This window comes from Rhodococcus sp. MS13 (assembly GCF_013277835.1).
GTDB lineage: Bacteria > Actinomycetota > Actinomycetes > Mycobacteriales > Mycobacteriaceae > Rhodococcus_F > Rhodococcus_F erythropolis.
Window position 1 is genome coordinate 722592 of record NZ_VBTL01000004.1, and the last position, 14981, is coordinate 737572.

Genomic DNA, 14981 nt, shown 5'->3' on the forward strand with positions numbered 1-14981 from the left:
ACAATCTCGAGCCTACGTGCCGAGGACGACTGGGAAAAGATCCGCGCATGTGATCGTGCGCAGGTCAGAAATTCACCCTCCCCTCAGAATCCCCCCTGCCTCAGGAGTTCCCCATGTCATCCCCCGACCTCACCAAGGCCTCAGCAATGGAATTATCGATCGGACACCGCGCCAGCCGCCCGGCGCCGGCACAACTGGGCGGTCGCGCACTCTTCCTCCTCCTCATCCTGGACCTCTCGTACTTCATCAACGCCATGGACCGGCAAGTCTTCGCGGTCCTTCTTCCGGATATCAAAGTGGCCTTCGGTCTCACCGGAGGCCAGGCCGGCATCATCGCGACGATCTTCACCCTGGGTATGGGGCTGGCAGGCATTCCCGCCGGATACCTCGCAGATCGGTTCGGCCGCAAGAAAATCATTCTGATCAGCCTCGTCATCTTTTCCGTCAGCTGCGCACTCCAAGCGGTAGCCGTCGGAATCATCGACATGACTCTGTGGCGCGTCCTCTCGGGCGTTGGTGAAGGAATGCAGAACGCCGCACTCTTTGCCGCAGTAGGCGCATTCTTCAGCCGCAATCGCGGGTTCGCGATCGGCTCGATCAACGCTGCATTCGGCGTGGGAGCCTTCACCGGGCCATTGCTCGGCGGTGCCATCCTGTCCGCAACGGGCGACTGGCGAATGCCGCTGTTCGTTTTCGGTGGAATCGGGCTGGTCATCCTCCTCATGGTTCTCGTCCTTGTGCCCCAGTCCGTCACCGAGGTCGGCCGCAATCAAGAACGAAACACCTCTCCGTCTTCGGTAACCACGAACGCTGGAACGAATTTCCTGAATCGTCGGGTAGTGTGTGCCGGATTTGCCGCAGCGGCAGGTGGTTTCACAATCTACGGCTATCTCGGCTTGTACCCGACGTATCTCCGCGACGCCCATGGATTCACAGCTTCGCAGGCAGGTTGGGCGGCCAGCATGTTCGGCATCGGGGCCTTGGGAGCACTCGTCGGCGGGGCAATCGCCGACCGCGTCGATCAAAGACTTCTCAACGTGGCCGGGTTCGTCGGCATCATGGTTCTGGGTGCGGCCATCTTCGGATTCACCACCCCACTCGCTGTCCAAATGACCCTCTCGCTGTTACTCGGTGTTGCGTTCACCGGCATCGTCTACACAAACACCAGCACGCTGATGCAGCGCTCCGTCGACGCCAAGTACGTCGGGCGAGTAAGTGGTCTGTTCGTCGCAGCAATGTACATTCCCGCCAGCATTTCGGGGTACTTCTTCGCACACATGCGCGACAGCTTCGGATGGCAGACCGCCGGAATCATCCAACTGACAGTCATCCCGATCATCGGTTTGATTGCTATGGCCGCGATGGGCAAGACGCCTGCACGCACCAACCCGTAAACCTCCCTGTTTCTTCTCACATCTATTTCGTCTACCTGGAAAGGTTCGTCATGACCGAGCACTACTTGCCGAAAAGTGAACTGCGGGACGGAATGCGCATTGATTGGGACGTGCGGATCACCATGGACGACGGCATCACCCTCGCCGCCGATATCTTCCGCCCGGACGACAACCAACAGCATCCCGTACTCCTCGCCGCCAGCCCCTATGGGAAGGGATTGCCCTTCGCTGTGGGCTACGCAAGCCAACTGCAAAGCCTGCTCGGAGACCATCCAGAGGTCTCCGAGCACTCCACCAACGCTTACCAGGTTTGGGAATACCCGGACCCGGAACGGTGGGTACCCGCCGGTTACGTATGCGTGCGAATCGACACTCGTGGCGCCGGCGGCAGTGAAGGAGCTATCGACTTCTTCTCGCCTCGCGAAACGCAGGACCTCTACCAGAGCATCGAATGGGCAGCGGCCCAGCCGTGGAGCAATGGGAAGGTCGGCCTGCTGGGAATCTCGTACCTCGCCAGCAACCAGTGGCAGGTCGCGGAACTCGCGCCGCCGCACCTGGCCGCGATCTGCCCGTGGGAAGGGGCATCCGACTACTACCGCGAATACACTCACCACGGCGGTATCACGACGGAATTCATGCCCAGCTGGATGCCGCATCAAGTCAAGAGTGTGCAGCACGGCCGCGCTGACGCCGAGATCAATCCGCACACCGGGCGCCGGGTCTCAGGGCTGCCGATCCGTACGGAGCAGGAACTCGAGGAGAACGCAATCGCAATCGGCGACGTCCTACGCGAGAATCCAAACCTCAACAGCTACTACCAGGACCGTTCCGCCGTTCTGGAAAAGGTGACCGTCCCAGTTCTGTCCGCCTCGAACTGGGGCGGGATGGGCCTGCACTCACGAGGGAATTTCGAAGGTTTCGCACGAGTCGCATCCGACCAGAAGTGGCTTGAAGTCCACGGGTTGGAGCATTGGACAGAGTTCTACACGAACTACGGCCTCGAACTTCAGCGCGAGTTCTTCGACCACTTCCTCAAGGGCCAGGACAACGGTTGGGACAAGAAGCCCCCCGTCCAACTCAAAGTGCGCACTCCCGACGACTTCTTCGTACGCGCAGAGGACGAGTGGCCGCTAGCCCGGACCGAGTGGACCCGCTTCTACCTCGACACCGACTCTTCTACGCTCGTCCCAAACGTGCCCACGACCGATCAAAGCGTGACGTTCAAAGCGCGATCGGAAGGGGTCATGTTCAAACTTCCAGTCCTCGAAGAGGAACTCGAGCTCACCGGACCCGCAGCTCTGAAACTGTTCGTCTCGTCGACCACAGCCGATGCAGACCTGTTCGTGACTATGCACTTGTTCGATCCCACCGGCGCCGAAGTCCTGTTTCCCACGGCCTTCGAGCCAAACGGCCCCCTCGGACAGGGCTGGCTACGCATGTCACAGCGGACACTCGACGACGACCGCTCACTGCCCTACCGGCCTTGGCACGCGCACACCGAAGCATCACCGCTGATCCCAGATGCCGTCTACGAGGCCGACGTAGAAATCTGGCCCTTCTCGATCGTCGCGCCGGCCGGGTACCGAATCGGATTGTCCATCCGCGGCCAGGACTACACGCACGGCCTTCCCGGCAAACAGGAATGCGCTTACGGCCGAGAGCTTCTCGGCAGCGGGGCATATTGGCACGAACTCCCGGGCGATCGCGATCAACCCCACTACGATGGCCAAACAACGCTGATCGGGGCAACCGCGCGGCGACCTTACGTGCTCCTACCAGTAATCCCCAGCTCGTAAACAACAAAACTCAAGCGGCGCCCGGCTCCCCCTCAACAGTGTCAGGGGGAGTCGCGCATCACTCGTATACGCCAGGGCTGGATTAGGAAAACTGTTCCGTTCGATGCCCGCAGAAGGCCGATCCGAACCCGAGTGCCCTAGATCACAAAGGTAAACCTATCCACAAATCGCCAAATGTCCTACATTTGACTCATGCCGGATTCCCGTATCGCACCCACCGCACGCAACATCCCACTTTCAGTGCAGATCGCGGAACAACTGCGGTCCCAGATCACTTCTGGCAACTGGGAATTAGGGGAGAAGATCCCCGGCGAGCATCAACTTGTCGAAATGACCGGCGCGAGCCGCAATACAGTCCGGGAGGCCATTCGCGGCCTCGTCCATGCCGGCCTCCTCGAAGCACGCCCGGGAGACGGAACCTACGTCTGCGCGAGCTCAGAACTCGAGATTGCGCTCCAACGACGTGCAGCGGCGGAGAACGTGCTCGAAATCTTCGAAGCCCGTGAAGCTTTGGAGCTCTACGCCGCCCGACTCGCAGCCGAACGAGCCCTGCCCGAAGACATCGACCGAATGACTCGGGCTTTGGATGGCCGAGACGCTGAGCCCGACGTCGCCAAATCCGTCGAGTACGACCTCGACTTCCACCTGGAGATGTTCGCAGCGAGCGGGAACCAACTGATCACGGACATCTACCGCAGTCTCGATCGCTCTGACACCATGAGCATCCCACAAGGTAAGTCCGACAAGGAGACTCGACAGCTGTTCATCGGACCTTGGACCGACGACGACCCACACCGGCAGCTGCTTGCGGCCATCCGTGACCGCGATCCGGACGGCGCAGCCGCCGCAGTGGTCCGACTGATGGACCACAGCCGATCCCTCTTTCTGCAAAACATGCCGAAGTAGCTGACACACAAGAGGTTCAGCGCACAGACAATCTCAGAAGGGCACACCTATGGCTAACGTCATCTCCGACACCGAAAACGTGGCGTCTGCCCCGAGCGCGATACCGATGATGCGCCGAGGACTCGTTATCGCTGGCATTCTTCTCATCGCAGCCAATCTTCGAGCCTCAATCACAGTCGTCGGCCCGCTACTCGGTGAGGTACGCACCGATCTCGATATCTCGTCGACAACAGCATCAGCGCTGATCAGCCTCCCACTGCTGTGCTTCGCAGTGTTCTCCCCCGTTGCCCCGGTCATCGCAGCTCGGTGGGGAATGGAACGGACACTCGCAGCAGCACTCGGCATGCTCGCCTTAGCGATCGTGATCCGCTCTGTTCCGTGGATGCCTGCGCTGTGGATCGGTACCGTATCGCTCGGCATGTCCATCGCAACAATGAACGTTCTACTGCCGGCGCTCCTCAAACGAGACTTCCCGACCGAAGCCGGCCGTTTGACCGGCATCTTCTCGGCGGTCTCTGCAGCCGTCGCCGCAACCGCATCCGGACTTGCCGTGCCGATCGCCGGTCTCACCGATCACGGTTGGCGGATCGCATTCGGAATCTGGGCTGCTATGGCTCTCATAGGATTTGGGGTGTTCCTTCCCCAACTTCGCCGACGCACGCTTCCGAAACACGATCACGCTGCGGCTTTGGATCCCCATCCAGGCGGCCATCGCTCCCCCTGGCGCTCAGCACTCGGGTGGCAGATCACAATATTCATGGGCGTCCAATCTCTCTTCTTCTACACCGTTCTGACATGGTGGCCCACCATTGAAGAATCACACGGCACTACCGCGGCTACCGCCGGACTGCATCAAGGCATCATGCAAATATTCTCGATCGTCGGCAGCCTCCTCACAGCAGTGCTCCTGCACAAACTGCCCAAGGATCAGAGAGGAGCCGTCCTCGGGCTGGTGTCGGTCGCCGCAGTGGCAGTTCTCGGCCAACTCCTCCTCCCCTCCTGGGCCCTGCTGTGGAATGCATTCCTCGGCATCGGCATCGGCGGATCGATTGTCATTGCCTTGTCCTTCTTCGCAATACGCACTGTCAATCACGGTCAAGCAGCGGCACTCTCGGGTATGGCACAGTCCGTCGGATACCTTCTGGCCGCCACCGGTCCCCTCGTTTTCGGTGCACTGCACGACGCCGTCGATTCCTGGACGACTCCTCTGATCGCGTTGCTGGTGCTGCTGGCCGTGCAACTCGTCTTCGGCTCCCTCGCCGGCCGCAACAAGACACTGGGATAAGCGAATCACGGTCGCCTCGAATCCACCCACCAACCTCCCCAGACCCGTGACGCGACCCGAGCTGTCGTCGACGTGCTGAGGTCCGAGGATGTCGACGAGACAGCGGGGCTCCCTCAACGGCCTACCGAATTGCACCCGGCCCATCCCCGACTGGTGGATCGGAGCCGGAAGTCGATAATGAGGGCATGAACGAGACACAACCCCACAACCTCGAACGAGAGCGCTGGCGCACGCTGCCAACTCCACCGTCGACCGAGTTGATCGAGATGGTCGGGGACGGACCTTCGAGCGCAGACTTCGACCCTGCTGCACCAGTGGCACAGCAGGGGTGAGACAGTCACGACATTCCGGTATCCCGCAGGGTGATGTTCAGCCGCCCGGACGGCAGACCTATGTCGGGACTTGCACTTCCCGCAAGAACTTTCGGCACTCCGTGATATGCGAACCGAGACTCTCCACCGAAGACGAAAAGATCACCCGAATGGAGTTCGACGTCGGTGTACGGCTTGTTCCGGTTCTCGGAATTCCCGAATCGAAAGACACAACTCTGCCCGACACTCAGTGAGACGACGGGAGCGTCGCAGCGCTCGTCCTTGTCCTGGTGCATGCCCATCCGAGCGCCCTCGTCGTAGAAATTGATCAGCGCGGTGTCCGGCGTGTACCGCTCCCCCGCAGTCGGATCATCATAGGCAGCGGCAACTGCGGCCCGGCCGAGGTCGACGAGCCAGTCAGGCACCGCTGCGACAGGCGCACCGTTCACGTCGTCGGCGGTGCGCGTGTACTTGTACGGCTGCCAATGCCAACCGAGACAGACTGTTTGCACCGACATCTTGTGCCCACCAGGGACAACAGCGGAGCGCATCGGTACGGGTGCGGTCGCCCACCGTCGGCACTCGGCCACCAAGAAGCGTTGCTGTTCGACGCTGAGCCAATCCGGAACGAGGATCGCCCCCGGCGCCACTTCCAATCGTGGCCGAGGAATCAGAGCGTTCATGGTTTCCACGCTAATCGGTTTCGAAGCATTGACACCCTCTGCATGGGCTCGTATCGTAATCAACAAGTTGGTTGATAAAGGAGATGGTTGACAAGTGATCGTGGATCCAGGGGCAGACGAGCGTCTCGACAAAGCGTTCATGGCACTTGCCGACCCGGTACGACGGCGGATCATCGCCCGCCTGAGCACCGGCCCCCAAACGGTCAACGAGTTGGCCGAGCCATTCGAGATCACGAAACAGGCCATCTCCAAACATATTCAGGTACTCGAAGCCGCGGGTTTGGTCACTCGCAGCCGCGAAGCCCAGAGGCGGCCGGTACATCTCAACGCCGCAACTCTCGAGGCTTTGACCGCCTGGATCGACCGCTATCGACTGATCCACGAACAACAGTTCCGCAAGCTCGATCACCTACTCAGCACCACACAGAAGGAGACTTAGCCATGGCTACCACCAATCCCGTCACCATCACGGCTCCTGAGGGCGTGCCGTACATCGACATCACCCGCGAATTCGACGCACCCGTCAGTGCCGTCTTCGCAGCTCATTCGAATCCCGATCTGGTCAAGCAGTGGCTCGGCCCCAACGGATACGAGATGGAGATCGACGAATACGAGTTCGTGAGCGGCGGTCGATACAAGTACGTCCATCGCAACCCCGAGGGCGAAGAGTTCCGGTTCAACGGTGTATTTCACGTTGTTCGCGAGAACGACTTTGCCATCCAGACCTTCGAATACGAGGGATTTCCCGACGTCGTCAGCATCGAATCGATCACGTTCGAGGATCTGGGCAATGGACGCACCCGCCTCTCCGGCCATTCCGTATATCCGAGCCTCGAAGCGCGAGACGGAATGATCGAGAGCAATATGGAGCTCGGCGTCACCGAAGGTTACGAACGCCTGGACAAGATCGTCGCGCAACTCTGACCACCTGTTTGCCCGAACCTCCTCAGCGAAAGGCAGTTACATGGACTGGACCCTCGAAGTAGTCATCGTTCCCGTCAGTGACCTCGACCGTTCCATCGAGTTCTACCGTGACAAGGTCGGTTTCGATCTCGACCACCACACCGTCAACGAACACATGACGGTCGCCCAGCTCACCCCGCGTGGTTCGGGCTGCTCGATCGTCATCGGCAACCTGCCGTCGCAAACCGAGATGGCCCCTGGTTCGTTGAAGGGATTGCAGTTGGTCGTGGCCGACGCTGCAGCGGCTCGCCAGGAGCTCATCGACCGCGGCGTCGATGCCAGTGAGGTCACCGTCTTCGACGAGCGTGACGGGGGCACCTTCTTCGGATTCGCCGACCCGGACGGCAATACCTGGGCTGTCCAGCAGCTGAAGGTCCGCGGCGACAAGCCGCTCATTCCGAAGGAGTACCGCGACCGCTTCGGCGCGTAGCAACTGCCTTCCAGGCTGCGTAACCTTCGGGCATGCAGACGGCACAGGGGCGATAGCCGGCCGCAATCGCGGTCGGCTCGTCCGCGAAGAACACCCGACTGGCGACATACCCGCCACGCGCGATTGCCTGCGCGGCCCCTCGACAGTCGAGTCGCCCGTAGATCTTCGTTTTCCGGTGCCCGCCAAGCACACCGGGCGTCGAACTCTCGTAGGGTTTGTTGCGAGCGTCGCGGAGAATGTACGTCTTACTCGGCATCGTGAAGCACCAATCCCAATGTTCGACGCGTACCCGAGTGCACCACGCTGACACCATGTCGCACAGGGGTTCTCGACCACCCACGAGAACTCTGCACCGGTCGATCCCGCGTGGTGAAGATCAACGCGTGACCTTGCCCGAGAACTGTCACCATCCCTTTCGACTGGGCGCGCGGCCGCTGTTCCACGAGCAAGAACTCGCCGCCGGCGTGGTCGATGCGAGGTCTGTCGAGCCCGATCACGACTTGCAAGGGAAACACCAACTCTCCGTATAAGTCCCGATGCAATGCATTCCAGTCACCAGGTCCGTAGGACAGAAGGATCGGGGTAGGGCGATTCTGACCGGCGTCGTGACACTGATCGATCCATTCTTCGAAAGAATCCGGCCACGGTGCACCCTCGCCCAGCTTGAACGCCCACTCCCGCGCCACGGGCAGGAGGTGTCGGTAGAAGGCGGATCGCATAGCCGTGATCGGCTCCGGTACGGGATCACCGAAGTACCGGTACTCCCCTTGACCGAAGCGGTATCGAGCCATGTCGACGGTGCTCCGGAACCGGTCGACCTCCGAGTACCAGGAAGCAATTTCGCGACACTCCGACTCGTCGAGTATCGGCGCCGTCTGGGCACACCCACCGGAGTTGATTCCCTCGATCAACGCAGGCCAATCGAGGGAATCAACTCGAGCAGACAGATCGGTGAAGAGGTCCATACGTCGTAGACGACGCGGCGGTCAGGAATGTGAGAATGCCAGCAGCTGGTCAGCCAGATTGTTGTACGTACGGGCGATCCCGGCATAACTGAGCACGGGTTCCGGATTCCAGGTCCCGATCTTTCCCGCCTTCACCGCGGGCAAGTTGGACCACGCAGGATTGGTTCCGAGCGTATCCAGTTGCAAACTGGACGGGCGATCGTCGAGGAAGATCATGTCGGCCGGATAGTGGTCCGCCATCTCCCAAGCCAGTTTCTCGACGTAGACCGACGATCCCTCGGCCGGATCGACGACGGCAAGTCCCAATCCCGCCAGGTCTGCGAGGATCGGGAATCCCGAAAGACTGACACGAATCGTGTCCGGATCTGCGGACGCGAACAAAACCTGTGAATTATTCAGCGAAGAAGCAACTTCGGAGATCCGTGCACGCGCAGCGTCGTAGTCTTTTCGCTGAGCCTCCATATCCTGGTCCGCTCCGAGTTCCACGGCCAGTTCCACGATCTCTTGCACGGTTCGGTCGATGGTTCCTGCTGCCGTTTCCACGAACAGTACTGTCGACAAGCCTTTCACCGCATCCAAGTTCGCCTCGTCTAGTAGTGCCGAACCACGCAACTGAGGGACGATGACGACGTCCGGCTCCAGCGCAGCGATCTTCTCGAGTTCCACTTGTCCCCAGAGCTGCCCGACCATGTCGGTCTTCGAGAAATCCAAGTTGCCGGAGATGCTGGTGTCCGTTGATCCCGGTGATCGTGTCAGCGCCCCGAAAACACCGACAGCCACCAGTCCGTAATCCCAGAGAGCACCCGCAATACCGGTGTAGGTGACAAATGTCCTTGGCGGTGAATCCAATTCGATCAGGTTGCCGCGATCATCGGTGAAGGACCAGCCTGCATCGCCTTCGCCCCCGGCGTCTGCGTCCGAACGCGAGCAACCGGCCGCTGCCAGCGCAGCAGCCAATCCTGCTGCAGCGCCGAGGAACCTGCGGCGATTCCAGTCCATCTCGATACGCCGGTGCGGTCGTGGAGTGAACAGCCTGGTCATGTGTGTGCCCTTTCGGCGATTGGTTGAACTGTTGCAGGAGTTGACGAACGAGAAAAGAGAAGGATCGACACCAAACCCGTGAGCATTCCGACGCCGGCACAGAAGACCAACGGCCACAGCAAGGCGAACTCGTCCGGACCGACGAAGAGCGAGCCGCACAACGCAATTCCGACGGCAAGCCCGAATTGACGCGACGAGTTGGCTGTCGCCGAAGCCGTCCCGGCGCGCTCTGCCGGGGCGTCCGACATCGCGGCACCCGGCAGCACCGGCGACACCATCGCGGAACCGACACCGGTCAGAATCAGCCCGGCGATCAGCGCGGGCCAGACCGGCTCGGCGAGAACGTACAGCATGGCCACGCAACCGATTCCGCAGAGAACCGTCCCGAATCCGAGCGACAGTCGAAGGTCGACTCGCTGAAGCCGTGATCCACACAGCGCCGACACGAAGACAAAAGCGAGCGGTTGAATCGAGAGCACGAGTGCGGCCGCCGATGCCGACAGTTCCAGCCCGTTCTGCAGCCACAGTGAAAGGACTACGAGCGGGCCGTAGGCCGCGAGGTAGTACCCGAACGCAGCGACGAGGACGCCGTCGAATTTCAGGGATCGGAACAATGCCGGATCGAGCATCGGACTGCTGCCTCGACGCTGCCAGGACACAAACGCCGTCAGCGCACCGATTGCGATCAGGAAGGCAAGGACTGTCGACGACGAAGCCCACCCGATGTCGCCGCCCCACGTCACGCCGAGAACCGCGGCAACGGCAGCGAGGGTGAACAAAACGATTCCGGCCCAGTCGATGTTGTCGTCGCCGCGCTCACTGTCGGCGAAACAGAACACAGCCATTGCGAGCGCTACTGCGGCCACGGGGATTCCGAAATAGAAAACCGCACGCCAGTCGAAGAACTGCGTCAGCAGCCCTCCTGCAACGTTCCCGATTCCCGCCGCCAATCCAGCGACGGCGCCCCACGCAGCAAAGGCGACGTGACGATCGCGGCCCGAATATGCGTCGCCGAGCAGAGGCAGGAGCGTCGCGAACATTGCCGCACCGGCAATTCCTTGCGCGCCGCGAGCAACGACCAGAACCGTGACGTCCGGGGCAATCGCGCACACGGCCGTTGCAACCAGGAACACGACCAGTCCGCATATGTAGAGGCGTTTACGTCCCCACGCATCGCCGAGCGCGCCCATGCCCACCAGAAGCGCGGCAAGAGCCAGCGTGTAGGCGTCGACGACCCAGGACATCGCGCCCGTACTGCCGTCCAAACCGACTGCGATGGCCGGCACCGCGATTGTCGTGATGGTGGCGTACGTCAGTAACAGGAAAGTTCCGATGCATGCGGCGATGAGCGGCAGCCATCGTCGTGCCGACATGGTCAACCTCCGGATAGGGCGGTAAGTGCGCCCTAACTATGAAGGTTCAAGTCAACTTGAAGTCAAGCGCCGCTTCGACGCGTATGTCGAGCTGCTCGAGCAACCACGGGCACTGCATCGGACGCTCTTGCCGACACGTCAGGTGATGCTCGAGGATCAGTTTCGCTCGCGTAGCAGCGGCGATCTGCGCCTCGAGTGTCGACACTTGATCTGCGAGAACCGTCGAGAACTGGTCGGACGTGGTGTCGGTTTCGATGAAGGACCGCACCTGTTCCAAGGACATTCCCGTCTCGGTGTACATCCGGATCAATGCCAGCCGGCGCAGCTCACGCTGCCCGTACCAGCGTTTGCCGCCAGTTCGCGACCGCGCGGACAGCAGTCCTTCGTCCTCGTAGTAGCGCAAGGTCGACGCCGCAATTCCGAACGATTTTGCAACCTCGCCGATCGGGATCAAGTGCTCACGCATTCACCGATCGTAGGCTGAACGCGTAGGCGGTTCCGGCAGTTATGTGTGACTTGGCATACTGACTAACGGAAGGGGTCGCGTAAGTGATCTCACGGCAAAATGCTGGATGCGCTCGTTGAACGAGGGAGAGCTGTGCTGGATCCAACGCGACCTGTCGGGCCGTACTCGTCAGGAGTGCCCGCCACTGCCCTCGAAGTCCACATGCCGGACCTCGAACGCTTCGGCCTCGCCCAGTTGTGGCGTTCCGCGATCATCGCCGTCGTGTTGTCGACGTCGATCATGCTGGCACTGATCGTGTGGCCTTTCCGCAAGCGTGGACGCACGTGGGCTGACGCTGCCTCTGACGGGATGGTCGACGGCTTCATCGCTCTGGGTCCCACCTTCGTCAAGCTCGGTCAACTGGTCGCGTCGTCGTCCGGCCTGTTCCCGGCCCCCGTCGCCAATGCATGCCTACGTTGCCTCGACGACGTTCCGTCATTTCCTGCCGAGCAGGCCAGAAGCGTCGTGCACGAGGACCTCGGATACTCCGTAGACGACCTGTTCGCGAAATTCGACGACGTACCTCTCGCGGCCGCGTCGGTAGCGCAGGTACACGCGTGCGTTCTGCACGATGGCCGCGAGGCCGTCATCAAGATCCAGCGTCCGGACATCTATGCGCGGATGCTGATCGACCTACGGGCGGCGTATTGGGGCGCGAACATCCTCGAGAAGTTTGTCGAGTTCCTTCGAATTGCCAATGCCACCGCCATCATTCGCGATCTGCACAATGCAACGATGACGGAGTTGAACAGCGCGGTCGAGGCCGACCGGCAGACCACATTCCGGAACAACATCAGCACATTCGGTGACAACAAAGGGGTCACGACACCGGAGGTGTACTGGGACTACTGTGGTCCCCGCGTCATCTGTATGGAACGCATGCGCGGCGTTCCGCTGGATCGGTTCGTCGCCGGTCCGGACGGCATCGACGAAGCCCGCATGATGATCCGGCGCGGAGTGAAGGTCTGGCTCGAATCGGTCATCGTTCACGGTCCGTTCCACGGAGATGTCCACGCGGGAAATTTGTGGGTCCTCGACGACGGCCGGATAGCGATGCTCGACTTCGGCATCGTCGGCGTCCTTCCCGAGACCTGGAGATCCATCCTTTCCGACATGTTCCGAGCCACCCTCATCGACGGTGATTTCGCCCGTGTCGCCCGCGGAATTCGATCCTTGGGATATGCAACCGACTACGAAGTCGACGACGATCAGCTCGGTATGCAGGTCGCAACGGCCCTGGCCCCGATTCTCGGCCGTGACCTCGGTGAACTCAAGCTCAGTGAATTGATCATGGCACTGATTCAGTTGGGCAAGCAGTGGGGTGTTGCGAGTCCCGAGGAATTGGTTCTTTTCGGTAAACAACTCGGATACTTCGAGCGATATGCGACGGCGTTGGCACCTGGTTGGGTGATCGGACAAGACCTTTATCTGTTCAAGAACGTTTTTCCAGAGGCAGTCGCCGAAAAGGTGCAGGAACTCGGCATCACCATGCCTGACGAATAAATTTGTCCCCTATTTCCTTATTCTGCATTTCGTCTGTCGGGGTTAGCCTGTAATGACCCACCGGCCGAGGAGCAAATGTGCAGCCACTTTCTGTAGCCCTCCCGCAAGCGTCGACAGGTCCGAGGAATAACGGGCCGAGTGTCGGCACCACCCTCGGCGCCCTCATGCATTCCACGGACAAGTCCGTGATCGAACTTCTGGAAAGCCCGGATGGACTCGATGTCGAAATCCGTTCGATCGCCCTCGTCGAGTCCTCCGATATCGACGGCACCGACAGCCGTGGTGCGATCTCCGACATCTACCTCCCCGTAGGGGTTCCCGAATCGACGTTGACGCAGTGGCTGCGAAAGTTCGAAGGCAGGCCGGCGAGGCGTCGCCCGAAGCTTCTGCTCGTCAAGAATGCGCGCGAGGCGACGACGGTTCTCACCGCCGCACGTAACATCGGGATCGCAGTGGCCGCGGTACATCCGCAGGCTAGTTCCGGGCACGTCTATTCGCTCGTACTACGGCTTCTGACACAGAGCATGTACCGTTCGCGGGCCGTCGCAGGAGCTGTGGCCGGTGGTGATTCGGATCTGTTCGCGCTCTCGGAAACGATCGCCGAATTGACTGGCGGACTCGTGACGATCGACGACACGGCACTCCATGTCATCGCATATTCCTCTGCTCACGAAGGCGAAGACGAACTCCGTCAGCTCTCCATACTCGGCCGGGAGTGGCCGATCGAATACACCGAATGGATAGAGAGCAGAGGCGTGTTCGAGCATCTCAGGCGATCGGACGAGGTCATCAGTCTGCCCTCCGAGCCGAGCATCGGAGCCGCGCAGAGGCTGGCTGTGAGGATCACCCGCCCGGACCTGTCAGCGCCGACGGGTTCTGTTGCACACCAACACAATCTCGGCAGCATCTGGGTGCAGCGCGCGTCTGGACCTCTCTCCCACGACGCCCAAGCGGTATTGCGGGGGGCAGCGGCAGTCGCCGCACGCATTCTCATGCGGACCTTGGACGCCTCCAGCCGCGAGAATGCCCAAGTGCAAAGGCTGTTCGGCGTTCGCTCCGGCGGGGTCGACATGCACTCGCTGGCCGGTTCTTTCGGCATCAACACCGACGGACCGTCTGCGGTCATCGGATTTGCGACATCACTCTCACCCGGATCGAATCTCGATCGAATCACCAACGCCTTGCGCCTGCGCGCCAGCGCATTCCGCAGCGACGCGGTCACGACGATCATCGACAACCGGATCTACGTATTGTTCCCTCAGGCCGACCACGAGGTCGCTGTCAGCGACTGGGCTTACGACACCGTGCGAGTAGTCGAGGACCGTGCGGGCATCAGCGTGCGCGCCGCAGTCGCGGTCCCGATCGCGCGATTGCACGGCGTACCCGAGGCGCGTCGAGAGGTGGACCGCGTGCTCGATACCACCGATGATCACGAAACCTCGAAGGTCACCACACTCGCGGCGTCACGCACCGCGGTGTTGCTGGGCGAGATACTCGACCTCGTTGCTGATCACGAGCGATTGCGAGACCCTCGTATCGACAGACTCGTCTCCTACGACGACAAGAACACCTCTGACATGCAGTTCACGCTCACGGCCTACCTGACAGCTTTCGGGGATGTGAAGAAGGCCGCCTCGTCTCTGAAAGTACATCCGAACACGCTGCGCTACCGCATTCGGCGCGCTGAACAGATCATGGGCATTTCGTTGGACGAGCCGGACACGCGACTGCTCACCGAACTGCAACTCGCCATCTTGGGACGAACCCCGGACGAATCCGAAAAATACGAAACGTCCAATCAGTGAGATGGGCCTCGAGCCCGTCCT

The 14981-nt window shown here is 60.9% G+C and carries 16 protein-coding genes; 10 read left to right on the forward strand and 6 right to left on the reverse strand.

The window, feature by feature from the left end:
• Positions 1-113: 113 nt before the first annotated feature.
• The 5 genes from FEZ59_RS11905 to FEZ59_RS11925 all read left to right on the forward strand — a co-directional run bounded on the left by FEZ59_RS11905 (position 114) and on the right by FEZ59_RS11925 (position 5713).
• Complete coding sequence (locus FEZ59_RS11905; RefSeq protein ID WP_172932666.1) at positions 114-1394, forward strand: MFS transporter; 1281 nt, start codon at positions 114-116, stop codon at positions 1392-1394.
• Positions 1395-1444: 50 nt separating this feature from the next.
• Positions 1445-3190 (forward strand): CocE/NonD family hydrolase, encoded by a 1746-nt coding sequence (locus FEZ59_RS11910; protein WP_151530800.1) that lies wholly within the window; start codon positions 1445-1447, stop codon positions 3188-3190.
• A 192-nt stretch (positions 3191-3382) separates the two neighbouring features.
• Positions 3383-4096 (forward strand): FCD domain-containing protein, encoded by a 714-nt coding sequence (locus tag FEZ59_RS11915; RefSeq protein WP_003940486.1) that lies wholly within the window; start codon positions 3383-3385, stop codon positions 4094-4096.
• Between the two features lie 49 nt (positions 4097-4145).
• Entirely contained in the window at positions 4146-5381 is a 1236-nt protein-coding gene (locus FEZ59_RS11920) for an MFS transporter (RefSeq protein ID WP_003939879.1), read from the forward strand.
• A 185-nt stretch (positions 5382-5566) separates the two neighbouring features.
• Positions 5567-5713, forward strand: coding sequence for a hypothetical protein (locus FEZ59_RS11925; protein ID WP_020723613.1), 147 nt, complete (start codon positions 5567-5569; stop codon positions 5711-5713).
• Positions 5714-5718: 5 nt separating this feature from the next.
• Here FEZ59_RS11925 and FEZ59_RS11930 read toward each other — a convergent pair whose 3' ends face one another.
• Entirely contained in the window at positions 5719-6375 is a 657-nt protein-coding gene (locus FEZ59_RS11930) for an alpha-ketoglutarate-dependent dioxygenase AlkB (RefSeq protein WP_172932667.1), read from the reverse strand.
• Between the two features lie 94 nt (positions 6376-6469).
• Between FEZ59_RS11930 and FEZ59_RS11935 the strand changes: the two genes are divergently transcribed.
• From FEZ59_RS11935 to FEZ59_RS11945, 3 genes are read left to right on the forward strand one after another with little or no spacing between them, the layout of a single operon-like run.
• The gene (locus FEZ59_RS11935) at positions 6470-6814 is read left to right on the forward strand and encodes a metalloregulator ArsR/SmtB family transcription factor (RefSeq protein WP_003939956.1); all 345 of its coding nucleotides are present in this window, start codon (positions 6470-6472) and stop codon (positions 6812-6814) included.
• Between the two features lie 2 nt (positions 6815-6816).
• Complete coding sequence (locus tag FEZ59_RS11940) at positions 6817-7299, forward strand: SRPBCC family protein (protein WP_003940319.1); 483 nt, start codon at positions 6817-6819, stop codon at positions 7297-7299.
• A gap of 40 nt (positions 7300-7339) precedes the next feature.
• A complete protein-coding gene (locus tag FEZ59_RS11945; RefSeq protein WP_003940449.1) occupies positions 7340-7768 on the forward strand; it encodes a VOC family protein in 429 nt (142 codons plus the stop codon).
• On the opposite strand, the gene FEZ59_RS11950 is transcribed toward FEZ59_RS11945, so the two are convergent.
• The 5 genes from FEZ59_RS11950 to FEZ59_RS11970 are packed head-to-tail and all read right to left on the reverse strand — an operon-like array spanning position 7731 to position 11613.
• Complete coding sequence (locus tag FEZ59_RS11950; RefSeq protein WP_007729748.1) at positions 7731-8024, reverse strand: Ada metal-binding domain-containing protein; 294 nt, start codon at positions 8022-8024, stop codon at positions 7731-7733. The two genes, FEZ59_RS11945 and FEZ59_RS11950, sit on opposite strands and share 38 nt — an antisense overlap.
• Positions 8014-8733 carry a 2OG-Fe(II) oxygenase gene (locus tag FEZ59_RS11955; RefSeq protein WP_172932668.1) on the reverse strand — a complete coding sequence of 240 codons (720 nt, stop codon included), beginning with the start codon at positions 8731-8733 and terminating at the stop codon, positions 8014-8016. The genes FEZ59_RS11950 and FEZ59_RS11955 overlap by 11 nt, the downstream gene beginning before the upstream one ends.
• A 21-nt stretch (positions 8734-8754) precedes the next feature.
• A complete protein-coding gene (locus tag FEZ59_RS11960) occupies positions 8755-9774 on the reverse strand; it encodes an ABC transporter substrate-binding protein (protein ID WP_021331795.1) in 1020 nt (339 codons plus the stop codon).
• Entirely contained in the window at positions 9771-11147 is a 1377-nt protein-coding gene (locus FEZ59_RS11965) for an MFS transporter (protein ID WP_021331794.1), read from the reverse strand. Before FEZ59_RS11965 ends, FEZ59_RS11960 begins: the two co-directional genes overlap by 4 nt.
• Before the next feature lie 46 nt (positions 11148-11193).
• A complete protein-coding gene (locus FEZ59_RS11970) occupies positions 11194-11613 on the reverse strand; it encodes a MerR family transcriptional regulator (RefSeq protein ID WP_007729752.1) in 420 nt (139 codons plus the stop codon).
• Between the two features lie 132 nt (positions 11614-11745).
• Here FEZ59_RS11970 and FEZ59_RS11975 point away from each other — a divergent pair, with 132 nt between their 5' ends.
• Together FEZ59_RS11975 and FEZ59_RS11980 are read left to right on the forward strand one after the other, a co-directional pair.
• Positions 11746-13155: an AarF/UbiB family protein gene (locus tag FEZ59_RS11975; RefSeq protein ID WP_021331793.1), complete on the forward strand. Its 1410-nt coding sequence runs from the start codon at positions 11746-11748 to the stop codon at positions 13153-13155.
• A gap of 77 nt (positions 13156-13232) precedes the next feature.
• Positions 13233-14960: a helix-turn-helix domain-containing protein gene (locus FEZ59_RS11980; protein WP_346343227.1), complete on the forward strand. Its 1728-nt coding sequence runs from the start codon at positions 13233-13235 to the stop codon at positions 14958-14960.
• Positions 14961-14981 lie beyond the last annotated feature (21 nt).

Coding starts and splice junctions, on each gene's coding strand:
- FEZ59_RS11965 (WP_021331794.1), bottom strand. CDS start 11,147: ATGTCGGCACGACGATGGCTGCCGCTCATCGCCGCATGCATCGGAACT.
- FEZ59_RS11930 (WP_172932667.1), bottom strand. CDS start 6,375: ATGAACGCTCTGATTCCTCGGCCACGATTGGAAGTGGCGCCGGGGGCG.
- FEZ59_RS11945 (WP_003940449.1), top strand. CDS start 7,340: ATGGACTGGACCCTCGAAGTAGTCATCGTTCCCGTCAGTGACCTCGAC.
- FEZ59_RS11925 (WP_020723613.1), top strand. CDS start 5,567: ATGAACGAGACACAACCCCACAACCTCGAACGAGAGCGCTGGCGCACG.
- FEZ59_RS11920 (WP_003939879.1), top strand. CDS start 4,146: ATGGCTAACGTCATCTCCGACACCGAAAACGTGGCGTCTGCCCCGAGC.
- FEZ59_RS11915 (WP_003940486.1), top strand. CDS start 3,383: ATGCCGGATTCCCGTATCGCACCCACCGCACGCAACATCCCACTTTCA.
- FEZ59_RS11960 (WP_021331795.1), bottom strand. CDS start 9,774: ATGACCAGGCTGTTCACTCCACGACCGCACCGGCGTATCGAGATGGAC.
- FEZ59_RS11970 (WP_007729752.1), bottom strand. CDS start 11,613: ATGCGTGAGCACTTGATCCCGATCGGCGAGGTTGCAAAATCGTTCGGA.
- FEZ59_RS11940 (WP_003940319.1), top strand. CDS start 6,817: ATGGCTACCACCAATCCCGTCACCATCACGGCTCCTGAGGGCGTGCCG.
- FEZ59_RS11950 (WP_007729748.1), bottom strand. CDS start 8,024: ATGCCGAGTAAGACGTACATTCTCCGCGACGCTCGCAACAAACCCTAC.
- FEZ59_RS11910 (WP_151530800.1), top strand. CDS start 1,445: ATGACCGAGCACTACTTGCCGAAAAGTGAACTGCGGGACGGAATGCGC.
- FEZ59_RS11955 (WP_172932668.1), bottom strand. CDS start 8,733: ATGGACCTCTTCACCGATCTGTCTGCTCGAGTTGATTCCCTCGATTGG.
- FEZ59_RS11905 (WP_172932666.1), top strand. CDS start 114: ATGTCATCCCCCGACCTCACCAAGGCCTCAGCAATGGAATTATCGATC.